This window comes from Luteimonas salinilitoris, assembly GCF_041300785.1.
In the GTDB taxonomy this organism is placed as follows: Bacteria; Pseudomonadota; Gammaproteobacteria; order Xanthomonadales; family Xanthomonadaceae; genus Luteimonas; species Luteimonas salinilitoris.
On the sequence record NZ_JBFWIB010000005.1, the window covers coordinates 21443 to 42459 of the forward strand.

Genomic DNA, 21017 nt, shown 5'->3' on the forward strand with positions numbered 1-21017 from the left:
CGTCGCGCAGGCGCCTGCCTATACTGCGTACAGGCGCGCGCCGCCCCGGCGCCCACGGCGGAGATCCCATGTCCGAGGCACACCTGTTCGCGATCGGCGTGCTGCTGGCCTGGCTGGCCGGCATCCGCGTCTACCTGACCGTGTTCGGCGTCGGCCTGGCCGGCGCGCTCGGCTGGCTGGAACTGCCGCAGGCGCTCGAGGCGACCACGTCGCCCTGGGTGCTCGGGGTCTCCGGCGTGCTGGCGCTGGCCGAGTTCTTCGCCGACAAGATCCCCGGCGTCGACTCGGCCTGGGACCTGCTGCAGACCCTGGCCCGGGTCCCCGCCGGCGCCTTCCTGGCGGCCGCGGCGCTGTCGCCGGACGGCGAGCTCGGCGCCGGCATGCTCGCCACCGGCGCCGGCGTGGCGCTGACCAGTCATTTGCTGAAATCCGGCTCGCGGGCGCTGTTGAACGCCTCGCCGGAACCGTTCAGCAACTGGGCGGCCTCCGCCACCGAGGACGCGGTGGTGGTGGGCGCCCTGGCGCTGGCGTTCACCCATCCCTGGATCGCGCTGACGCTGGTGACCGGCATCGGCGTGCTGGTCGCCCTGGCGATCTGGTGGCTGTGGCGGCGCCTGTTCCGGCGCGCACCTCGGTCCGTCCCCGGCTGAGTCCCCGCGCCCGGATCGCCGATCCTGAATACGGATCGCGCGACTGCGGGCGGGCGCACGGAAGCCGGCGGCCACGATCGCGCATAATCGCCGTTCCTGCAGCAGCAAACCCGCCGCCGTGCCACGCGACGCCCATGGGCAGCGCCGGACCGGGCCGGCAGCGGAACCGACGGCCACGGCCGAGGCAGTTGCCTGCGATCACGGATGGCGGCACAGTCGTACGAATGGGGATGGCAGACGATACGCGACGCGCCGAGTTTCCACCGGCGCACTACTGGCGACGCTGGAGTTCGGACGCGGCTGCCCCGACGCTGCCGGCCGAAGACGACGGCGACGCCATCCGCGCGGAACTGGCGTTGCAGGCGGCCAGCGCGCGCCCGGCCGCGGCGGCCAGCGGCGAGCCGCCCTACCGGGTGCTGATCGTCGAGGACGACCGCAGCCAGGCGCTGTTCGCGCAGAGCGTGCTGCAGGGCGCCGGCATGCAGGCGCAGGCGGTCTCCGATGCCGGCCAGGTGATGGCCGCGCTGAAGGCGTTCCAGCCCGACCTGGTGCTGATGGACCTGCACATGCCGGCCATCGACGGTGCCGAGCTCACCGACATGATCCGCGGCAACGCCCGCTATGCGCATACGCCGATCGTGTTCCTGACCGGCGATCCCGATCCCGAGCGCCAGTTCGAGGTGCTGGAGATCGGCGCCGACGATTTCCTCAGCAAGCCGGTGCGGCCGCGGCACCTGGTCGCGGCGGTGGAGAACCGGATCAAGCGCGCACGCAAGCTGCGGGCGCAGCGGCCCGACGACGGCCGCCATCCCAGCACCGGCCTGCACACCCGCAACCGCATGCTGCAACGCCTGGCCGCGGCGATTCCCGGCGGCGGCGACGGCACGCTGTACTTCCTCGAGATCGACGGCACCGCCGCGCTGCGCGACCGGCTCGGCTACGCCACGCTGGAATCGGTGCTGCTCGAGGCCGGGCGCCGGATCGCGGAGCTGGCCGGCGGGCATCCGGCGGCGCGGCTCAACGACAACACCTTCCTGATCCATGTCGAACATGCCCACGTCGAGCACGCCCACGTCGAGCACGCCCATGTCGAGCACGCGCACGCCGCATCCGCGCCGGACGATCCGCTCGTCTGGGCGCGCGGCCTGCGCGACGGCCTCGGCGGTCATCCGTTCGACGCCGGCGGCGAGCCGCTGCGGCTGCGGGTGCGGATCGGCTGCGCCGCGCTCGCGCACGGATTCGAGGATGCCGGCAGCGCGCTCGCCGCCGCCGAGCAGGCGCTGCGCGCCTCGCGCAACGATCCGGTCGGCATCGCCGCCTATGTCCCGCCCGAGCCGGGCGTGCTCGAGCGGACCCGCGGGCTGTCGGACATGATCGCCGACGCGCTCGCCGGCGACCGGCTGGAGCTGGCCTATCAGCCGATCGTCGCGGTGTCGGGCGGCGACCAGGCGCAGTACCAGACCCTGCTGCGGTTGCGCGATGCCGAGGGCACGCTGCATACCGCCGGCGAGATCCTGCCGGTGGCCGAAGCCGCCGGGCTGCTGCAGGACATCGACCGACGCGTGCTGGAACTGGCGCTGGCGCTGCTGCAGAAGCAGCAGGCGCGCGGCATGCCGTTGCGGCTGTTCGTGTCGCAGTCGCCGCGCAGCCTGGCGCGCGAAGGCCATGCCGCCTGGCTGCTGTCCGCAATGCAGGAGCGCGGGATCGACGGCACCTGCCTGGTGATCGACGTACGCCAGGACGACGCCCTGGTGCATGCCGTGTCGCTGCAGGAGTTCTGCACGACGATGGCTTCCGCCGGCGCGCAGCTGTGCCTGAGCCAGTACCGCCCCGACGGCGACGTCGACACCCTGCTCGCGCAGCTGCCGCTGAACTTCGTGCGGCTGGCGGCGGACTTCTCCAGCAAGCTCGCCGACGTCGCCGTGCGCGACGCGATGCGCGAAGCGATCGAGCGCGCGCACCGGGTCGGACTGCAGGTCATCGGCCAGCAGGTCGAGGATCCGCAGGCCGCCGCGACGCTGTGGATGAGCGGTATCGATTACATCCAGGGCAACCTGGTGCAACAGGTTGCGGACGACCTCGACTTCGACTTCCACCACTCGGTGCTCTAGACCATGGCCACGCTGACAAGGACACGTCCCTCCTCGTTGATGCTGCGCTGGCTGGCACTCGGCGCCGCCTGCGGCGCGGCGGTGATGCTGCTGCTCGACTTCTTCGGCATGGCCGGCCCGTGGCAGGGCATCGCCCTGGTGCTGGCGTTGCTGGCCACTTTCGCGTTCAGCGCCACGATCTACATGATGCAGGCGCGCGACCGCGAACTCGACGAGGCCGAGGAGATCGTGCGGCGCAATGAAGCCGAACGCGTCGACCTGCAGGCGCAGCTGCAACGCCACACCCAGCTCGAGCAGGAACTGCGCCAGGCCAAGCAGGCGGCGGAATCGGCGGTGCTGGCCAAGGGCGAGTTCCTCGCCACCATGAGCCACGAGATCCGCACGCCGCTCAACGGCATCGTGCCGATGCTGGACCTGCTGATGCACGCGCGGCTGCCGGCCGACCACGCCGAACTGGTGCGCACCGCGTATACCTCCTCGCAGCAGATGCTCAGGATCGTCGACGACATCCTCGACTATTCCAAGCTCGAGGCCGACAAGCTCGAACTGGAGATCACCGGTTTCAACCTGCGCGAGCTGCTGGAAAGCGTGTTGCAGCTGATGGAGCGCCCGGCGCAGGGCAAGGGCCTGCGCCTGAGCCTGCACATCGATCCCGCGGTGCGGCTGCCGGTGCGCGGCGACCCGGTACGGCTGCGCCAGGTAGTGGGCAACCTGGTCAGCAACGCGGTCAAGTTCACCGAGCGCGGCTCGGTCGCGGTCAACGTGCGCCGCATCGGCGAGAGCGCCGCGCAGCACCAGCTGCGGATCGAGGTGCGCGATACCGGCATCGGCATTTCCCAGGCGGCGCAGGGCCGCCTGTTCCAGGCCTTCAACCAGGCCGACGCCTCCACCACGCGGCTCTACGGCGGCACCGGCCTGGGCCTGGCGATCTCCAAGCGCATCGTCGAACTGATGAGCGGGCATATCGGCGTGCAGTCGGCGCCCGGCCAGGGCGCGACCTTCTGGTTCGAGGTGCCGCTGCTCAAGGTACACGGCGACATGCCGACGCAGGACCGGCTCGCCGACGGCGGCCGTCTGCTGCTGCTCAGCGCCGACCCGCGCCTGCGCCTGCGCCTGTCGATGCAGCTGCCCAACTGGGGCCTGCGCGTGAGTGCGGTCGAGACTACCCAGGAAGCGCTCAACCGCCTGCGCGCCGCCGCCAGCCAGGGCGCGCCCTGGGCGTACTCGATCGTGCTCGCCGACCTGGCCGGCATGCGCAACACCGCACTGGCGCTGCACCGCAATCTCGGCCGCCAGGCGGTCTACGGCGACCTCAAGCTGGTCTGCCTGTACGGCGACGACCCGGTGCCGGACGAACTGCGCGCCAGCGCCACCGTGCTCAGCCGCCAGGCACCCGATGCCGACCTGCGCGCCGCGTTGATCGGCGAAACCGAGAGCGACGAGGACCCGCCCATGATCGCAACCGCGGCCGCTCCCGAAGCGCCGGCGGCGGCCGCCGAAGCCGGGCAACCCGCGCAGGCGCCGCAGGCAACGGCCCCGACCATCGCGGCGCCGGCGCGGCCCGCGCGCAGCCCGCGGGTGCTGCTGGTCGAGGACAACCCCGTCAATCTCATGGTCGGGCAGCGGCTGCTGTCGGTGCTCGGCATCGCCTGCGACACCGCCGGCAACGGCGAGGCGGCGCTGATGCGGATGTCGGCCTCACGCTACGACATCGTGCTGATGGACTGCCAGATGCCGGTGATGGACGGCTACACCGCGACCCGGCAATGGCGCGAAAGCGAAGCCGCCGCCGGCGACCGCCGCCACGTGCCGATCATCGCCATGACCGCCAACGCAATGGCCGGCGACCGGCAGAAGTGCCTCGACGCCGGCATGGACGACTACCTGCCCAAGCCGGTGACCCGCAGCGAACTGGAGCGTTGCCTGGGCCACTGGTGGAACCCCGAACTGGCCGCGCAGGACGCCGGCCTGGAGCAGGCCGAGGAGATCGGCACCGACCTGCCGGTCCAGGCCGACGATTCCTTCGCAGCGGCGGCATCGGACACCGAAGCGGAAGCAGCGGTCCCGGCCCCGGCTTCGGAACCGGCCACGACGGCGCCGGTCGCCGCATCCGCCGAGGTCGAACAGGCCCCGCCTGCGGTCGCCGATGCGGCCGTCGCGTCCTCACCGATACCGGATGCTCCCAGAGCAACCCCGGCGCCGGCCTCTCCGCCTGCGCCCGCCACGGCTCCGCCACGGGCCGAGTGGACACTGATGCCGATCACCGGTGCACCCCCCGACGACGGCTCACCGGCACCGGCCGCCCCGGCATCGACCCCGGCCCAGGCATCCCCGGCACAGCCGTCTCCCGTACCGCCACAGACCGGGCGAACGCCGGCTTCGGCCGACGCCGCGCGCCCAGCGGCACCGACCCCCGCGAAGCCGACCCGGACGGCGATGCCGCCGCCGGCCCCGGTCACGGCCCCGGCTCGAACTTCGCCGGTGGACCCGGCCGGCAGCGCGACGGCCGGTACAAACAAGGAAATGGCCACCGGCGGATCCACGCTGTCGGCCCCGGCCACACCACCGACTGCCGCCGAGACGCCGGCGGCACCCGAAGCCGCGTTGCCGCCGACACCGGGCGCGCCGGCATCCGTGCCTGCCGCACCACCGCGTCTACCACCGCCCCCGGTCATCGACCAGGACGTGCTGGACGAACTGCGCTCGATGCTCGGCGACGAGGTCGACCGCCTGATCGAGGTCTTCCTCGAGGATACGCCGCGTCTGCTGGCGCGCCTGGAAATCGCCGCGGCCGGACCGGACTACGATGCGCTGCGCGATGCAGCGCACTCGCTCAAGTCCTCCAGCGCCAACCTCGGCGCGATGCTGCTCTCGGCGGCCGCCAGGCGCATCGAGCACGGGGCACGTGAAGGCAGCCTGGCGCGTCCCGCGGTCGCGGTCGCGCTGGTGACCAACGAGTTCGCCCGTGCCCGGCGCCTGCTCCGGTCGGGCAGCCGCACCACCCCGGCCTGACGCGCGGCGCCTCTCACGGAACCGGGCTAGAGCGGCTAAGGTGCTTTGATGTCTCGCAAAAGGGCCCTCACCCGAATGGCGCTTACTTCGCCCGATCGCGTGGACATGCAAGGCATCGGCCGGGCAGTCCGGGCACATGGACGGAGATCCGTAGGAGCGCGGCACGTGTCGTGATATCCGCAATCGGGCGAAGAATCGTAAGTAAGCGCCATTCGGCCCTCATCCCAACCCTCTCACGCAAGCGGGAGAAGGGGCAGGCACCGGCCGCCCCACCACCGCGGCGCCATCCGGCCTACTCGTCGATCTTGCCCTGCAGGTAGTTCTGCTCGCCGACGCGCTCGATCAGGTCGATCTGGGTCTCGATCCAGTCGACGTGCTCCTCCTCGGACTCGAGGATGTCGGCGAACAGCTTGCGGCTGACGTAGTCGTGGACCTGCTCGCAGTACTTGATCGCGTCGCGCAGCAGCGGAATGGCCTCGAGTTCCAAGGCAAGATCGCAACCGAGGATCTCGCGCGGGTTCTCGCCGATCTTGAGCTTGCCGAGCGCCTGGAAGTTGGGCATGCCTTCGAGGAACAGGATGCGCTCGGACAGCAGGTCCGCATGCTTCATCTCGTCGATCGACTCCTCGTACTCGTGCTTGGCGAGTTCCTGCAGTCCCCAGTTCTTCAGCATCTTGGCGTGCAGGAAGTACTGGTTGATCGCGGTCAGCTCGTTGTAGAGCGCCTCGTTGAGATATTTGATGACCTGGGCATCGCCTTTCATGGGGGGTCTCCGCAACGGAACGACCCCTACTCTAGCGCCGCGGAAAATTGCATGACGGAACGCGAATCGTGCGCATTTTCTGCGCTGACGCGGGCTTCACGCCGCCCGGGCGATCACCGCGAAGACCGGCGCGTCGGCGACGGTCGTTTCGCACCCGGAGGCCGGTTGCGCCTGCGCCAGCACCTCGCAGGCGGCAGGCACGCAACTGCCGCAACAGGCACCGCAACCGGTGCGCATGGTCAGCTCGGACATGGCCGAGCAGCCGGCCGCGGCGGCTTCGTGGATATCGCGTTCGGTGACGGCGTTGCAAAGACAAACGTACACGGGCGGGCAGGCACGATTCGAGGACGAATCCGCATTCCGCCAGAAACGAGAATGATTGTCAATTAACAGGCATGCAGGCCGGCTGCGCCCGGATCAGGCGCAGCCCGAATCGGTGCTCCTGCCGTTCACGGCGCCGCCCAGACCGGACTTGGCCCGCTGCCGCCGGGCGCCGGGCCGGTGCGGGTCGATCTTCACGAAGGGCACCGCCCGCGGCCCGGCCACTTGCCGGGCGAACGGCGCCAGATGCCGCAGCGCATGGGCATAGACACCGCGCTTGAACACGACCACATGGTCCAGCGGATACCAGAAATCGACCCAGCGCCAGTGGTCGAACTCCGGCTTCTCGGTCAGGTCGAGCTTCAGGTCGCGGTCCTCGCCGGTGAACTGCAGCAGGAACCAGACCTGCTTCTGGCCGATGCAGATCAGGCGGTCGTTGCGCCGGATCGCCCGCTGCGGCAGCCGGTAGCGCAGCCAGCCCGGGGTCACGCCGAGCACGGCGACGTGCTCGGGCAGCAGTCCGGTCTCCTCGTTCAGCTCCCGATACATCGCCTCGAGCGGCGTCTCGTCGGTGTTCATCCCGCCCTGCGGGAACTGCCAGCCGTCGTGACGCACCCGCCGGGCCCAGAACACCCGGCCATCTGGATGCATCAGCACGATGCCGACATTCGGTCGATAGCCGTCCGGATCGATCACGACGCGGACTCCGGAAACTTCACTGTGTCCGACTCTGCCACGCCCGGGGGGAACCGACAAGCGCGTGCCGTCAACATTGACGGCGGCCCCGCCGGCATGGACAATTCGCGGTTCGCCGCGCCGCAAGCGCGCGGCCGTGGCTATGTAGCTCAGCCGGTTAGAGCACAGCACTCATAATGCTGGGGTCGGTGGTTCGAGTCCACCCATAGCCACCATTTGTCTTTCCTCCCTGAGTATCCTGAGCGGCGCGCGCTACCGGCCATGCCGCCGCTCGCGGCGTGCCCCGGTTGCGGCGCGGGTCTTTTCAGCCGTTCGGGCGGGCACCACCACACGGATCACCGCATGGATATCTTCAAGGTCTTCACCATCGAGGCCGCGCATCGGCTACCCAACGTGCCCGAGGGGCACAAGTGCGCGCGCCTGCACGGGCATTCGTTCCGGATCGAGATCCATGTCGCCGGCGAGCCTGGGCCGGACACCGGCTGGGTGATGGATTTCGCCGACCTGAAGGCCGCCTTCCGCCCGCTGTACCAGCAGCTCGACCACCACTACCTCAACGAAATCGAGGGGCTGGAGAACCCGACCAGCGAGCGACTGGCGATCTGGATCTGGGAACGGCTCAAGCCCGGCCTGCCGGCGTTGAGCGAGGTGGTGGTGCACGAGACCTGTACGTCCGGCTGTCGCTATCGGGGGTGAGGCAACGCGCTTGCGAACTGCCCTATCGGCAGTTCGCGCGTTGCCGAACGCCCGGCCATGGGTGAGGCCGAGGCGTTTGCGAGGCATGCCTCGCGCCTTGGACGAACGCCCTGCGCGCTGCGCAGGGCCGGCCAGCCGGGCAGGGCGATCCGGAGCCTGGCGGGTTGCGCCATGGATGGCAACGGACCAGTCACCTGCAGCGGCATGCCCGGTCTGGCAATTCGTGATTCGAACGACTGTGAAAGCCGGAAAGCGCCAACCCATTGAAACTCAAGGATTCCTGAACAGGGACATGCCGTTCGTCGGCGCAATGTTGCGTTGCAACATAAGCCGCCATATGCTGCACCGCACAACCCCGGCAATCCCTGCCGGTCCCCCAAACGCAGGAATCCGCCATGTATCAGTTCAACGAGCAGTTCACCGCCGCCACCCGCCAGTTCGGCGAGACCGCGTCTCAGGTCGGCCAGCTGGCCCTGGAAAACGCCGAGAAGGTCTTCGGCCTGCAGCTGAGCACCCTGGAAGCGAACGCCAACGCCACCTTCGCCTTCCTGGGCGAGATTGCCGAGGTCCGCGATCTCGACGGCTACAAAGCCGTGTTGCCGAAGGGCGTGCAGGTCGCCCGCGAGAACGTCGAGCGCAGCATCCACGCCGGCCAGGAAGTCTTCGCCCGCACCCTGAAGACCAACGAGGCCATCGGCCAGATCGCCAAGGGCCAGGTCGAGGCCGCCACCGAGCAGGCCCAGGCCGACACCGCCAAGGCCGCCAAGGCCGCCGGCAAGAAAGCCTGAAGCACCAAGGCCTGAAGCACCGGCCGACGGCCGCCTCTCTCTCCGGAGGCCGTCGCCGAAACGAAAACCCCGGCCCACAGCGGCCGGGGTTTTTTTATTGCTCGGAAACCGTGCGGCCGCGGCGGCGCACGGACGCTGCCGCGGCCCTTGGCGTCAGGCGTTGGGCGGCGGCAGCCCGGTCCGGTCGCCGTCTCGTGCATCACCGGTGGCTCGCTCCTGCGCAAGCAGGTATTCCGCCGCCGGCTCGTCGAGCTCGTCGCCGAGCACCCGCCGCACGATCACGAAGAACACCGGGATCAGCAGCAGCCCGAGGAAGGTCGCGAACAGCATGCCGCCGATCACGCCGGTGCCCAAGGCGTGGCGGGCGTTGGCGCCGGCGCCGGATGACAGGGCCAGCGGCGTCACGCCCATGATGAAGGCGAACGAGGTCATCAGGATCGGGCGGAAGCGCAGCCGCGCCGCCTCGACCACCGCATCGCGCAGGGTCTTGCCCTCGGTACGCTGCTGCACCGCGAACTCCACGATCAGGATCGCGTTCTTCGCCGCCAGCCCGATCACCGTCACCATGCCGATCTTGAAGAAGATGTCGTTCGACAGCCCGCGCAGCATGGTGAACGCCACCGCGCCAAGGATGCCCAGCGGGATGATCAGCAGTACCGAGACCGGGACCGACCAGCTCTCGTACAGCGCCGCCAGCGCCAGGAACACCACCACCACCGACAGCACCAGCAGCAGGGTCGCGGCGTTGCCGGCCAGGATCTCCTGGTACGACAGGCCGGTCCAGTCGAAGCCGATGCCGGCGGGCAGCTCGTCGCGCACGATCTCCTCCATCGCCTGCATCGCCTCGCCGGAACTGCGCCCCGGCGCCTGCGAACCGACGATGTTGACCGCCGAGTAGCCGTTGTAGCGGGTCAGCGCCGGCGGGCCGGTGGTCCACTCCGGCGTCACCACGTTGCTGAGCGGGATCATCGCGCGGGTGCCGTCTTCCGCGACTTCGCCGGCCGGCGTGTAGAACCGCCCGAGCGAGCCCGGATCGGTGCGGTAGGGCGCGTCGGCACGCATGTTGACCCGCTTGATCCGGCCTTCGGCGACGTAGTCGTTGACGTACACCGGCGCCAGCATCAGCTGGATCGCGCTGTAGACGTCGTTGACCGACAGGCCCATCGCCTGCGCCTGCACGCGGTCGACGTGGAGCCGGAGCTGCGGCGCGTCCTCCAGGGTGTTGGGGCGCACGCCGGTCAGCGCCTCGTTCTGCGCCGCGCTGGCGAGCAGCGTGTTGCGCGCCTCGGCCAGGGCGGCGCGGCCGGCGCCGGCACGGTCCTGCAGATACATGTCGAAGCCGCCGAACTGGCTCAGCCCGCGCACCGTCGGCAGGTTGACCACGAAGATGCTGGCGTCGCGGATGCCGGACAGCGCGCCGTTGGCCTGCTGGATGAATTCTGCAACGCTGAGGTCGCGCTCGCTCCAGTCCTTGAGCCGGATGAAGGCCATGCCGACGTTCTCGCCGCGGCCGACGAAGCTGAAGCCGGCGACCTGCATCATGCCCTCGTAGCCGTCCAACTGCTCCAGCGTGCCGCGCACCTGCTCGAATACGGCCTGGCTGCGCTGTATGGTCGATCCCGGCGGCAGCTGCACGATCGCCAGCGCGTAGCCCTGGTCCTCTTCGGGCACGAAACTGCCGGGCAGGCGCGCGTACAGCAGCCCGCACACCACCGTCAGCACCGCGAACACCATCATCCAGCGCGGCGCGTGCCGCACCGCGCTGCCGATGTGGCCGACGTAGGTGTGGTTGATCCTGTCGTAGTACTTGTTGAACGTGCGGACGATGAAGTTCTCTTTCTTCTCGCCGTGCGGCGGGTGCTGCTTGAGGAAGGTCGCGCACAGCGCCGGGGTGAAGCCGAGCGCCAGGAACGCCGAGAACCCCATCGAGATGGCGATGGTCAGCGCGAACTGCTTGTAGATCTCGCCCGATGCGCCGCCCTGCAGCGCGCTGGGGATGAACACCGCCGCCAGCACCACGGTGATCGCCACCACCGCGCCGGTGATCTGGCCCATCGCCTTGACCGTCGCCTCGCGCGGCGGCAGCTTCTCCTCGGCCATGATCCGTTCGACGTTCTCGATCACCACGATCGCATCGTCGACCACGATGCCGATCGCCAGCACCATCGCGAACAGGGTGAGCTGGTTGACGGTAAAGCCGATCATGCTCAGGCCGAGGAAGGTGCCCAGCAGCGCGACCGGGATCACCAGGGTCGGGATCAGGGTGGCGCGCAGGTTCTGCAGGAACAGCAGCATCACCAGGAACACCAGCACCACCGCCTCGGCCAGGGTCTTGAGCACCTCCTCGATCGAGATCCTGACGAAGGTGGTGCTGTCGTAGGGCGAGAACCAGTTCACGCCCTGCGGGAAGCTTGGCGCCAGCTCGTCCATGCGCGCGCGCACCGCCTCGGCCACGCTGAGCGCGTTGGCGCCGGGCAGCAGCTGGATCGCGAAGGCGCCGGTCGGCTGGCCGTTGTATCGGGTGTCGAAGCCGAAACCGGAGGCGCCGGTCTCGACCCGGGCGACGTCCCGCAGGCGCACGGTGGAGCCGTCGGCGTCGGCACGCAGGACGATGTTCTCGAACTGCTCCGGGGTGCTGAAGCGGCCCTCGGCGGACACGGTGGCGGTAAAGCCCTGGTCGGGCGGCGCCGGGTCGGAGCCGATCGCGCCGGCGGCGAACTGCACGTTCTGGCCGCGCACCGCGGCCAGCGCCTGGCTCGCCGACAGGCCGTAGCCCTGCAGCCGGTCCGGATCCAGCCAGATGTTCATGGCGTACTCGGAGCCGAACTGCTGGGTGCTGCCGACACCAGGCACGCGCGCGATCTGCTCGAGCACGCGCGAGCCGATCAGGTCGTTGAGCGCATTGCGGTCGACGTCCGGGTTTTCGGAACGCAGCGCCACCACCATCAGGAAGCCGGCATTGGCCTTGGCCACCACCACGCCCTGCTGCACCACTTCCGAGGGCAGGCGCGGCGTGGCCAGCGAGATCTTGTTCTGCACCTGCACCTGGGCGATGTCGGGATCGGTGCCGGTCTCGAAGGTGAGGGTGATGTTGGCGCCGCCGGACGAGCTGGAGGTGGAGTTGAAATAGAGCAGGTTGTCGATGCCGGTGAGCTGCTGCTCGATCACCTGGGTGACCGCGCGCTCGGTGGTCTGCGCGTCGGCGCCGGGGTAGGTCGCCGACACCGTCACCTGCGGCGGCGCCACGTTCGGGTACGACTCCACGCCCATGTTGAGCACGGCGATGATGCCGCTCAGGGTGATCAGGATGGAGACGACCCAGGCGAAGACCGGGTGGTCAATGAAGAATCTCGGCATGGCCGGTCAGTCCCGCGGCTCGGCTTCGGCTTCGGTATCGCCATCCGCCGCTTCTGCGGCGTTGGCGTCGGTGCCAGCTGCGGCCGGCGCGGCGGCCTGCCCGGTTTGCGCACCCTGCGCCTGGTTCGCCTCGTCCTGCGGCTGCCACGGCACCGGATCGGCGGGCTGGCCGGTCTGCGCCTTCTGCACGCCGGACACGATCACCCGCTCGCCCGTCTCCAGTCCCTGGCCGACCACCCAGTGGCCGTCCTCGGCACGCTCGGTGCGGATGTTCCTGCGCGCGACGTTGCTGTCCTGCCCGACCACCAGCACATAGGCGCCGGCCGCGTCGCGCTGCACTGCCGGCTGCGGCACCAGGAACACGCCGTGCTGCTGGCCCAGGGTCGCCTTCAGGGTGACGTACGCGCCCGGCAGCAGCACCTTGTCGGGATTCGGCAGCGTGGCCCGCAGCGAGACCGCGCCGGTGGCGGGGTCGACCACGTCGCCGGAGAAATCCAGTTCGCCGGGGTGAGCATAGGCGCTGCCGTCCTGCAGCAGCACCTGCACCTGCGCCGGCGCGGAGCGGTCCAGCTGCATGGCGCGGATCCGGGCGAGTTCCGACACGCCCATCGAGAAGTTCACGTACAGCGGATCGATCTGGTCGACCGTGGCCAGCAGGGTCGCGGCGCCCTGCCCGACCAGCGCGCCCTCGGTCACCTGCTGTCGGCCGGCGCGCCCGGAGATCGGCGCGCGCACGGTGGCGTAGCCGAGATTGATGCGCGCCGATTCCACCGACGCCTGCGCCGCCTGCACCGCGGCCGAGGCGCTGCGTTCCGCGGCCAGGGCATTGTCGAGGTCGGCGCGGGAGATGAAGTTGTCCGGCGCCAAGCCGCGCGCGCGCTCGGCACTGGCACGGGCGTTGGCGAAATTGGCCTGGGCCTGGGCCAGCGCCGCCTGCGCCGAGCCGAGCTCGGCCCGGTACGGCGCCGGATCGATCGCGAACAGCACCTCGCCTTCGCGCACGTCGCTGCCTTCCCGGTACTGGCGCTTCTGCAGCACGCCGGGCACCCGTGCGCGGACATCGGCGCTACGGAAGGCCGACAGGCGGCCGACCAGGTCCAGCTGCAGCGGCATCGTGACCGGCTGCAGCGTCACCACGCCGACCTCGGGCGGCGGCGGGGCCTGCTGCGGCGACTCGCCGCCGCAGGCGGCCAGCGCGAACGCACAGGTTCCGGCAAGCGCCAAAAGGCGCGGGCGCATCGTCATGGGGGACTCCGGGACTGGATTCGGATGTGCGCCTTTGGCGCGCTTGATTCTTTTTAATTGCTATACCATTCAGTACAGCATTAGAATGCTGGCCATTCGCGTGCCGAAAGTCACACGACCAAGGAGCCGCCCACGCATGCGCACCAAAATCTGACGACTGGCACGTGCGAGCCCGCCGGCCGCGCATTACGCTCCGCCCTTCCGTTTTCCGCCTGCCGCGCGATGCCCGGTCGGACTCCGGCCCCGCAGTCGCAGGATCGGCGACCGGCCCAGCTTAGAACGCCAAACCCGGAACGCCGGATGAATCGGGCGTCGCGAATCCAGCTCGCAGGGACGCTCGAGACTCCGCACACCGTCTTTTCCCCATCCATTCCCCCGAACCTTTTCCGAGGCCTCCGATGCCCAAGTCCACCACCTCCCGCACGCCTTCGGTGCGCAAACGCATGTTCTGGATGCTGTTGATCGTCCTGGTGGTGTTCGGCGGCGTGTTCGCCGTCAAGGCCGTGATGGACTACGGCATGAACCAGTTCTTCGACAACATGCCGCAGCCGCCGGTGGCGGTGAGCACCGCCGAAGCGAAGCAGGAACGCTGGAGCAGCGGCGTCGACGCGGTCGGCACCCTGGTCGCGGTCAACGGCACCGACGTCACCACCGAGGCCGGCGGCGTGGTGCAGAAGATCACGTTCGAGGCCGGACAGCCGGTCAAGGCCGGCACCCTGCTGGCCGAGCTGAACTCCGCCAACGAGCTGGCCACGCTGAACTCGCTGGAAGCCTCGGCGAAGCTCGCGGCGGTGCAAAGCGAACGCTGGCAGGCGCTGAGCCGAGACCGGCTGGTCTCGCAGGCGGACGCGGAAGAGCGCGCCACCCAGGCCGCCACCGCACGCGCCCAGGTCGACGCCCAGCGCGCGCTGATCGCGCAGAAGCGCATCCGCGCGCCGTTCGACGGCGTGCTCGGGATCCGCAAGGTCAGCCTGGGCGAGTACATCGCGCCGGGCAGCGCGATCGTCAGCCTGCAGTCGCTGGATCCGATCTACCTCGACTTCACGCTGCCCGAGCAGTACCTGCCGCAGATGCAGGAAGGCACGACCGTCCGCGCCCGCGTCGACGCCATGCCCGACAAGACCTTCGAGGGCAAGATCACCGCGATCGAGCCGGGCGCAGACGCCAGCACCCGCAACTTCACCGTACAGGCGACGCTGGACAATCCCGACGGCGAACTGCGGCCCGGCACGTTCGTCAAGGTCGGCTTCGACCTGGGCCAGGCGCAGGACGTGGTGGTGATCCCGCAGACGGCGGTCAGCTTCAATCCTTACGGCAATGCGGTCTACGTGGTCACCGAAGCGCCGCCCGCCGAGGACGAAGCGCAACAGGAAGGCGAAGAGGCCGGCCCGAAACACGTCGTCAACCAGCGCTTCATCACCACCGACGCCACCCGCGGCGACATGGTCGCGGTGACCGACGGGCTCGAGCCCGGCGAGGTGGTGGTGACCAGCGGCCTGCTGCGGCTGCGCAACGAGGCGGCGGTGACGATCAACAACGACATCCAGCCTGCCACCGACGAAGCGCCGCAGCCGCAGAACCGCTGAGACATGCACCACACCGCTGAGCCCGCCCCCGCGGGCTCGCCCTCCCCCCGACCCTCTCCCGCCTGCGGGAGAGGGGGAGAAACCGGATGAAATTCACCGACATCTTCATCAACAAGCCGGTGCTGGCGATGGTCGTCAGCCTGTTCATCCTGCTGCTCGGCCTGCGCTCGTTCACCGAACTCAACGTGCGCCAGTATCCCGAGCTGCAGAACGCGGTGGTGAACGTCACCACCACCTACTTCGGCGCGGACGCCGACCTGATCCAGGGCTTCATCACCACCCCGCTGGAGCGCGAGATCGCCAGCGCCGAGGGCATCGACTACCTGGTGTCCACCAGCGCCGCCGGTGCCAGCACCATCCAGGCCTACATCCGCCTGGACTACGACCCGAACGAGGCGCTGACCCAGATCGCGGCCAAGGTCAACAAGCTGCGCGGCGAGCTGCCGGAGGAATCCGAGGACCCGGTGATCGATCTGCAGCAGGGCCAGCAGATCGCGGCGATGTACGTGTCCTTCGCCAGCGAGCGGCTCAACAACAACCAGATCACCGACTACCTGACCCGCGTGGTCGAGCCCCGGATCGCGACCATCGAGGGCGTGCAGCGCGCCGAGATCCTCGGCGCCGGCTCGTTCGCCATGCGCGTGTGGTTGAAACCCGAGCGCATGACCGCGCTGCAGGTCACCGCCAGCGACGTGGCCACCGCGCTGCGCTCCAACAACGTGCTCTCGGCGCTCGGCTCCACCAAGGGCCAAATGGTGTCGGTGGACCTGACCGCGCGTACCGACCTGCGCACACCGGAGGAGTTCCGCCAGCTGGTAGTGCGCGAGGAGAACGGGGCGATCGTGCGGCTGGGCGACATCGCCGACGTGGCGCTCGGCTCCGAGAACTACGGCACCTCGGTGACGATCAACGGCGATGCCGCGACCTTCATGGGCATCTTCGTCTCGCCCGACGCGAACTCGCTGGACGTGATCGGCGAGGTGCGCGAGGTCTGGGACAACGAGATCATCCCGCAGCTGCCGGAGGGCATCGAGGGCACCATCCCCTACGACAGCACCGAGTCGATCCAGGACGCGATCAACGAGGTGATCACCACGATCGTGGAAGCGGTGGTCATCGTGATCGTGGTGATCTTCCTGTTCCTGGGTTCGCTGCGCAGCGTGCTGATCCCGGCGATCACGGTGCCGCTGTCGCTGGTCGGCGCGCTGTTCCTGATGCTGCTGATGGGCTTCACCATCAACCTGCTGACGCTGCTGGCGATGGTGCTGGCGATCGGCATCGTGGTCGACGACGCGATCATCGTGCTGGAGAACGTGCACCGACACATCGAGGAGGGCCTGTCGCCGCTCGATGCCGCGCTCAAGGGTGCGCAAGAACTGGCCTGGCCGGTGGTGGCGATGACCACCACCCTGGTCGCGGTGTACCTGCCGATCGGTTTCCAGGGCGGGCTGACCGGCGTGCTGTTCACCGAGTTCGCCTTCACCCTGGCCGGCGCGGTGCTGCTGTCGGGCGTGATCGCGCTGACCCTGTCGCCGATGATGTGCGCCAAGATCCTCAAGCCGCACCACGGCGACCAGGGCAAGGGCCGGCTCGAGGCCTGGCTGGACGCCCGCTTCGACTGGCTGCGCAACGGCTACCAGGGCAAGCTGCACGGCGCGCTCGACACCAAGGGCGTGATCGCCATCTTCGGCGCGCTCGTGCTCGTGTCCTGCGTGTTCCTGTACGTCATCGCGCCCAAGGAGCCGGCGCCGCTGGAGGACGAGGGCTTCATCTTCGCCATCAGCAGCGCCGACGCCTACACCACCCTCGACTACGTCGAGCGCTACACCGAGGAGATGACCGAGATCGCCAGCGAGCTGCCGGAGATCAACGACTTCTTCCTGTTTAACGGCGGCTTCGGCGGCGGTGGCGGCGCCAGCAACAGCGCGATGTCCGGCTACGTGCTCAAGCCCTGGAGCCAGCGCGACCGCTCGACCAAGCAGGTGCTGGAGCAGGAACTGCAGCCCAAGCTGGCCGAGGTCACCGGCCTGAACACCTTCGCCCTGGTGCCGCCCTCGCTGCCCAGTGCCGGCGGCGACGGCGGCGGCGAGTTCCTGATCGGCGGCATCGGCTCGATCGAACAGCTCAACGAGCTGGCCGGGGCGATCATCGAGCGCGCCCAGGCCAGCCGCCGCTTCATCTTCCTCGACACCGACCTGAAGATCGACAAGCCGCGCATCGAGGTGCAGATCGACCGCGACAAGGCGGCCACGCTCGGCATCGAAATGCGCACGCTGGCGGCGGACATGTCGGCGCTGCTGGCCGGCGGCTACGTCAACCGCTTCGCGATGGAAAACCGCTCCTACCGGGTGATCCCGCAGGTGCAGCGCAGCGACCGGCTCAACGCCGACCAGCTGAAGGACTACTACACCCGTACCCGCGACGGCGAGCTGATCCCGCTGTCGACGCTGGTGACGCTGAGGGAAAGCACGCAGCCGCAGACGCTCAAGCGCTTCCAGCAGCTCAACGCGGTGGGCATCACCTTCGCCCCGCGCCCCGGCGTGACCAAGGGCGAGGCGCTGCGGGTGCTGGACGAGGCCGCGGCCGACATCCTGCCGCAGGGCTACAGCGTCGACTACGCCGGCGAGTCGCGCCAGTTCAAGCAGGAAGGCGCGACCATGCTGGTGACGCTGGTGTTCGCGCTGATCATGATCTTCCTGGTGCTGTCGGCGCAGTTCGAGAGCTTCCGCGACGCGTTGATCATGCTGATCACGGTGCCGATGGCGATCAGCGGCGCGCTGCTGGTGCTCAACGCGCTGGCCCTGCTCGGCGGCGTGCTGGGCATGGCCGGCATCGAGGCCTTCCCCGGCATGAGCGTCAACATCTACACCCAGGTCGGGCTGGTGACGCTGATCGGCGTGATCGCCAAGCACGGCATCCTGATCGTGGAGTTCGCCAACAAGCTGCAGATGGAGCAGGGGCTGAGCAAGCGCGAGGCCATCGAGGAGGCCTCCGGCATCCGCCTGCGCCCGGTGCTGATGACCACCGCGGCGCTGGTGTTCGCGATGTTCCCGCTGCTGATCGCCAAGGGCCCCGGCGCGGCGTCGCGCTTCGCGATCGGCATGACCATCGCCTCGGGCATGACCATCGGCACCGCGTTCACCCTGTTCGTGCTGCCGGCGTTCTACCTGTACCTGGCACGCGACCACAGCCACGACCGCGCACAGGCGGCCAGCGACGACGACGGCGAACGCCTGCCGCCGCCGGAACCGCAGCACGGCTGAAAGAGCGAGGAACGAGGAGTGAGGAACGAGTAGGAGCGGTGCACCGCCTTCTCTCGTTTCTCGCTCCTCTCCACTCGTTTCTGGTCTTTCGATCGTTGCGTGTCAGCGATGCGCCGCCGCTCCTACGGGGGCGGCCAGGTCAATACGCGGGCGGCAGCGGCGGCATCGGGTGGCTGCATGTGTGGCAGCACGCCGAGACACGGCGCCGGCAAGGCGTCGCGCAACAACTGTGCGTAGGCGCCGTCGCGATCGAAGGCCGGCTCGATCTTGCTACCGATCCACCCCGCCAGGCGGCAGCCGTCGGCTGCGATCGCGCGCGCACTCAGCCGCGCATGGCTCAGGCAGCCCAGCCGCAGGCCGACCACCAGCACGACTTCCAGCTGCAGCGCGTGCACCAGCTGTGATTGCTCGAAACCGTCGGCGAACGGCGCCAGCCAGCCACCGACACCCTCGACCACCACCCGATCGGCGGTCGCAGCCAGGCGCGCATGGGCGGCGAGCAACGGCTCCGGCGCGATCGTAATGTCCGCCTCGCGCGCGGCCAGCTGCGGCGCGGTCGCCGCCGGCAGCGGGTACGGGTTGACGTCGGCATAGGGCGGACACGGATCGCTGGCCGCCCGCAACGCGACCGCATCCTCGTTGCGCCACCCCCCGGCCGTGCGTTCGCATCCGCTGGCCACCGGCTTCATGCCGACCGCGCGCAGCCCACGCGCACGCAGGGCGTACAGCAGCGCGGCGCTCACCAGGGTCTTGCCGACGCCGGTATCGGTGCCGGTGACATAGAGGCTGCGCGCGCTCATGCCGGCGCTCCGCCTTGCTTCCCTCTTTGAAAAAGGGGGATTGAGAGGGGCGAAAGCCGCCGCTTGCAAGCCGCTCTTCGACGCCACACCTCCAAAGCGGGAAAGCGCGCGGCGGCAGGAGCGCGTGTCCGGCGAACGCGCGTCGAGCGGCGAAGCACCACGGAAGGTTCAGGGGCGAACGGCATCAGTGGCTCCTCCGGCGGCCGGGCCGCTGTTGCTACACTGCGCGGATGTTCGCACCCCAGCGCCTCGACGGCGACAAGCCGGAGCAGTACGCACAGTTGACCGCGCAGGCCCGTGCGCTGCTGGCCGGCGAGCACGACCGGATCGCCAACGCCGCCAACCTGTCGGCGTTGGTGTTCCACGCGCTGCCGGACCTCAACTGGGCGGGCTTCTATTTCTTCGACGGCACCGAGCTGGTGGTCGGCCCGTTCCAGGGGCAGCCCGCCTGCGTGCGCATTCCGCTGGACAAGGGCGTGTGCGGCGCCGCGGCGCGCACCCGCAGCACGCAGCGGATCGACGATGTGCACGCTTATCCGGGCCACATCGCCTGCGACGCTGCCTCGCGTTCGGAACTGGTGGTGCCGCTGTACGAGGGCGACACCCTGATCGGCGTGTTCGACCTCGACAGCCCGCGGACGGCGCGCTTCGATGCCGACGACCAGGCCGGACTGGAAACCATCGCCCGGATCTGGTTGGAGTCGCTGCGATGACCGCACCCAAGATGCGCAACATCGGTCCGAAGTCCGCCGCCTGGCTGCGCCAGGTGGGACTGCGCACGCGCGAGGACCTGGAGGCGGCCGGCCCGGTCGACGCCTACATGCGCGTGCGCCGCGCCGGTTTCCGCCCCAGCCTCAACCTGCTCTACGCACTCGAGGGCGCGCTGCTCGACTGCCATTGGCAGGAGGTGCCCGAGGCCCGCCGCCAGCAGCTGGTCGAGGCCGCCGAGGCCGCGATCGCCGACCTGCCGCCGCCGCGCGGCCGCCCCGCGGCGGGGCCGGTGACGACCACCGTCCATCAGGAAGACGCTCCGGCCCCACCTGATTTTCCGGCGACCGACGACGACGATTGAGACGCCTCGGCCATGACTCATGGCCGATCACGCCCGATGTTGCCTCCCGTGTGCGTGCTCGCGGCGCTGCGTTTCCGAAGGCGGCGGGCACGCAACGTGTGTGTTCGTAGAAGCGCGCCATGCGCGCGATGCCGCGCCAGGCAGCCTTCTCCGTTGCGGCGAGACGAAGCCCGTCGCCATGGGCGGTGCCAATCAATCGCCAAGCCCGTCACGATGGACCTCATCTTCGGCTTGGGGTGCGGGCTATTCACTGACACCGCCCGTGGCGACGGGGCTGGCTTCGTCGCAGCGGAAAGGATTGCCTGGCGCGGCACCGCCCCGCATCGCGTACAATCGGCCCGCTTCAGGTGACCCGACGGCAGCCGCCGCCGGGTTGAAACGGGAAGCCGGTGACGCCCTCGCGGCCAGTCCGGCGCTGCCCCCGCAACGGTAAGCGAGTCAGGCGTCGCAATCGCCACTGTGCCGGTTCCGGATTCCGGAACGCATGCATGGGAAGGCGCGATCGCCGGAACCGGCAAGCATTTGCCGCCGGTTCGCCCGCAAGCCCGGAGACCGGCCTGAAGCAGGGGAACCTTCCCCTGACCGGTTGCCGATGCGGAGGGCGTCGTGGCAGCGATGCCGACGCCTGCCGTCCGCTTCCGCCGCCTCCCTTCTCCT

14 protein-coding genes, 1 tRNA gene, 2 pseudogenes and 1 riboswitch are annotated in these 21017 nt (G+C 69.4%); of the genes and pseudogenes, 11 read left to right on the forward strand and 6 right to left on the reverse strand.

What is annotated here, in order from left to right:
* Window positions 1–68 precede the first annotated feature (68 nt).
* The 4 genes and pseudogenes from AB5T46_RS09920 to AB5T46_RS20485 all read left to right on the forward strand — a co-directional run.
* The gene (locus tag AB5T46_RS09920) at window positions 69–650 is read left to right on the forward strand and encodes a DUF4126 domain-containing protein (RefSeq protein WP_370563757.1); all 582 of its coding nucleotides are present in this window, start codon (window positions 69–71) and stop codon (window positions 648–650) included.
* Window positions 651–880: 230 nt separating this feature from the next.
* Window positions 881–2761, forward strand: a complete 1881-nt coding sequence (locus tag AB5T46_RS09925) for an EAL domain-containing protein (RefSeq protein WP_370563758.1) — start codon at window positions 881–883, stop codon at window positions 2759–2761.
* Between the two features lie 84 nt (window positions 2762–2845).
* A pseudogene (locus AB5T46_RS20480) lies at window positions 2846–4696 on the forward strand (ATP-binding protein); the annotation flags it as partial.
* 807 nt (window positions 4697–5503) lie between these two features.
* Window positions 5504–5773, forward strand: a pseudogene (locus AB5T46_RS20485) (Hpt domain-containing protein); the annotation flags it as partial.
* Window positions 5774–6065: 292 nt separating this feature from the next.
* Here the strand turns inward: AB5T46_RS20485 and bfr are convergent.
* The 3 genes from bfr to AB5T46_RS09945 all read right to left on the reverse strand — a co-directional run bounded on the left by bfr (window position 6066) and on the right by AB5T46_RS09945 (window position 7553).
* Window positions 6066–6536, reverse strand: coding sequence for a bacterioferritin (bfr, locus tag AB5T46_RS09935; RefSeq protein ID WP_370563760.1), 471 nt, complete (start codon window positions 6534–6536; stop codon window positions 6066–6068).
* 96 nt (window positions 6537–6632) lie between these two features.
* A complete protein-coding gene (locus AB5T46_RS09940; RefSeq protein WP_370563761.1) occupies window positions 6633–6860 on the reverse strand; it encodes a (2Fe-2S)-binding protein in 228 nt (75 codons plus the stop codon).
* 93 nt (window positions 6861–6953) lie between these two features.
* Complete coding sequence (locus AB5T46_RS09945) at window positions 6954–7553, reverse strand: RNA pyrophosphohydrolase (RefSeq protein WP_370563762.1); 600 nt, start codon at window positions 7551–7553, stop codon at window positions 6954–6956.
* A 138-nt stretch (window positions 7554–7691) separates the two neighbouring features.
* Between AB5T46_RS09945 and AB5T46_RS09950 the strand changes: the two genes are divergently transcribed.
* The 3 genes from AB5T46_RS09950 to AB5T46_RS09960 all read left to right on the forward strand — a co-directional run bounded on the left by AB5T46_RS09950 (window position 7692) and on the right by AB5T46_RS09960 (window position 9037).
* A tRNA-Met gene (locus tag AB5T46_RS09950) sits at window positions 7692–7768 on the forward strand.
* Between the two features lie 127 nt (window positions 7769–7895).
* Window positions 7896–8249, forward strand: a complete 354-nt coding sequence (gene queD, locus AB5T46_RS09955; RefSeq protein ID WP_370563763.1) for a 6-carboxytetrahydropterin synthase QueD — start codon at window positions 7896–7898, stop codon at window positions 8247–8249.
* A 395-nt stretch (window positions 8250–8644) separates the two neighbouring features.
* The gene (locus AB5T46_RS09960; protein WP_370563764.1) at window positions 8645–9037 is read left to right on the forward strand and encodes a phasin family protein; all 393 of its coding nucleotides are present in this window, start codon (window positions 8645–8647) and stop codon (window positions 9035–9037) included.
* A gap of 153 nt (window positions 9038–9190) precedes the next feature.
* Here AB5T46_RS09960 and AB5T46_RS09965 read toward each other — a convergent pair whose 3' ends face one another.
* Window positions 9191–12394, reverse strand: coding sequence for a multidrug efflux RND transporter permease subunit (locus AB5T46_RS09965; protein WP_370563765.1), 3204 nt, complete (start codon window positions 12392–12394; stop codon window positions 9191–9193).
* Window positions 12395–12400: 6 nt separating this feature from the next.
* On the reverse strand, window positions 12401–13639 hold the full coding sequence (locus AB5T46_RS09970; protein ID WP_370563766.1) for an efflux RND transporter periplasmic adaptor subunit: 1239 nt from the start codon (window positions 13637–13639) through the stop codon (window positions 12401–12403).
* A 398-nt stretch (window positions 13640–14037) separates the two neighbouring features.
* Here AB5T46_RS09970 and AB5T46_RS09975 point away from each other — a divergent pair, with 398 nt between their 5' ends.
* Complete coding sequence (locus AB5T46_RS09975; protein ID WP_370563767.1) at window positions 14038–15225, forward strand: efflux RND transporter periplasmic adaptor subunit; 1188 nt, start codon at window positions 14038–14040, stop codon at window positions 15223–15225.
* Window positions 15226–15311: 86 nt separating this feature from the next.
* Window positions 15312–18488, forward strand: coding sequence for an efflux RND transporter permease subunit (locus AB5T46_RS09980; RefSeq protein WP_370563768.1), 3177 nt, complete (start codon window positions 15312–15314; stop codon window positions 18486–18488).
* A gap of 122 nt (window positions 18489–18610) precedes the next feature.
* On the opposite strand, the gene bioD is transcribed toward AB5T46_RS09980, so the two are convergent.
* The gene (gene bioD / locus AB5T46_RS09985) at window positions 18611–19288 is read right to left on the reverse strand and encodes a dethiobiotin synthase (RefSeq protein ID WP_370563769.1); all 678 of its coding nucleotides are present in this window, start codon (window positions 19286–19288) and stop codon (window positions 18611–18613) included.
* Between the two features lie 230 nt (window positions 19289–19518).
* On the opposite strand from bioD, the gene AB5T46_RS09990 reads away from it, so the two are divergent.
* Entirely contained in the window at window positions 19519–20001 is a 483-nt protein-coding gene (locus tag AB5T46_RS09990) for a GAF domain-containing protein (RefSeq protein ID WP_370563771.1), read from the forward strand.
* On the forward strand, window positions 19998–20360 hold the full coding sequence (locus AB5T46_RS09995) for a TfoX/Sxy family protein (protein ID WP_370563772.1): 363 nt from the start codon (window positions 19998–20000) through the stop codon (window positions 20358–20360). The genes AB5T46_RS09990 and AB5T46_RS09995 overlap by 4 nt, the downstream gene beginning before the upstream one ends.
* A 328-nt stretch (window positions 20361–20688) precedes the next feature.
* Window positions 20689–20935, forward strand: a riboswitch (cobalamin riboswitch).
* The last annotated feature ends 82 nt before the right edge of the window (window positions 20936–21017 follow it).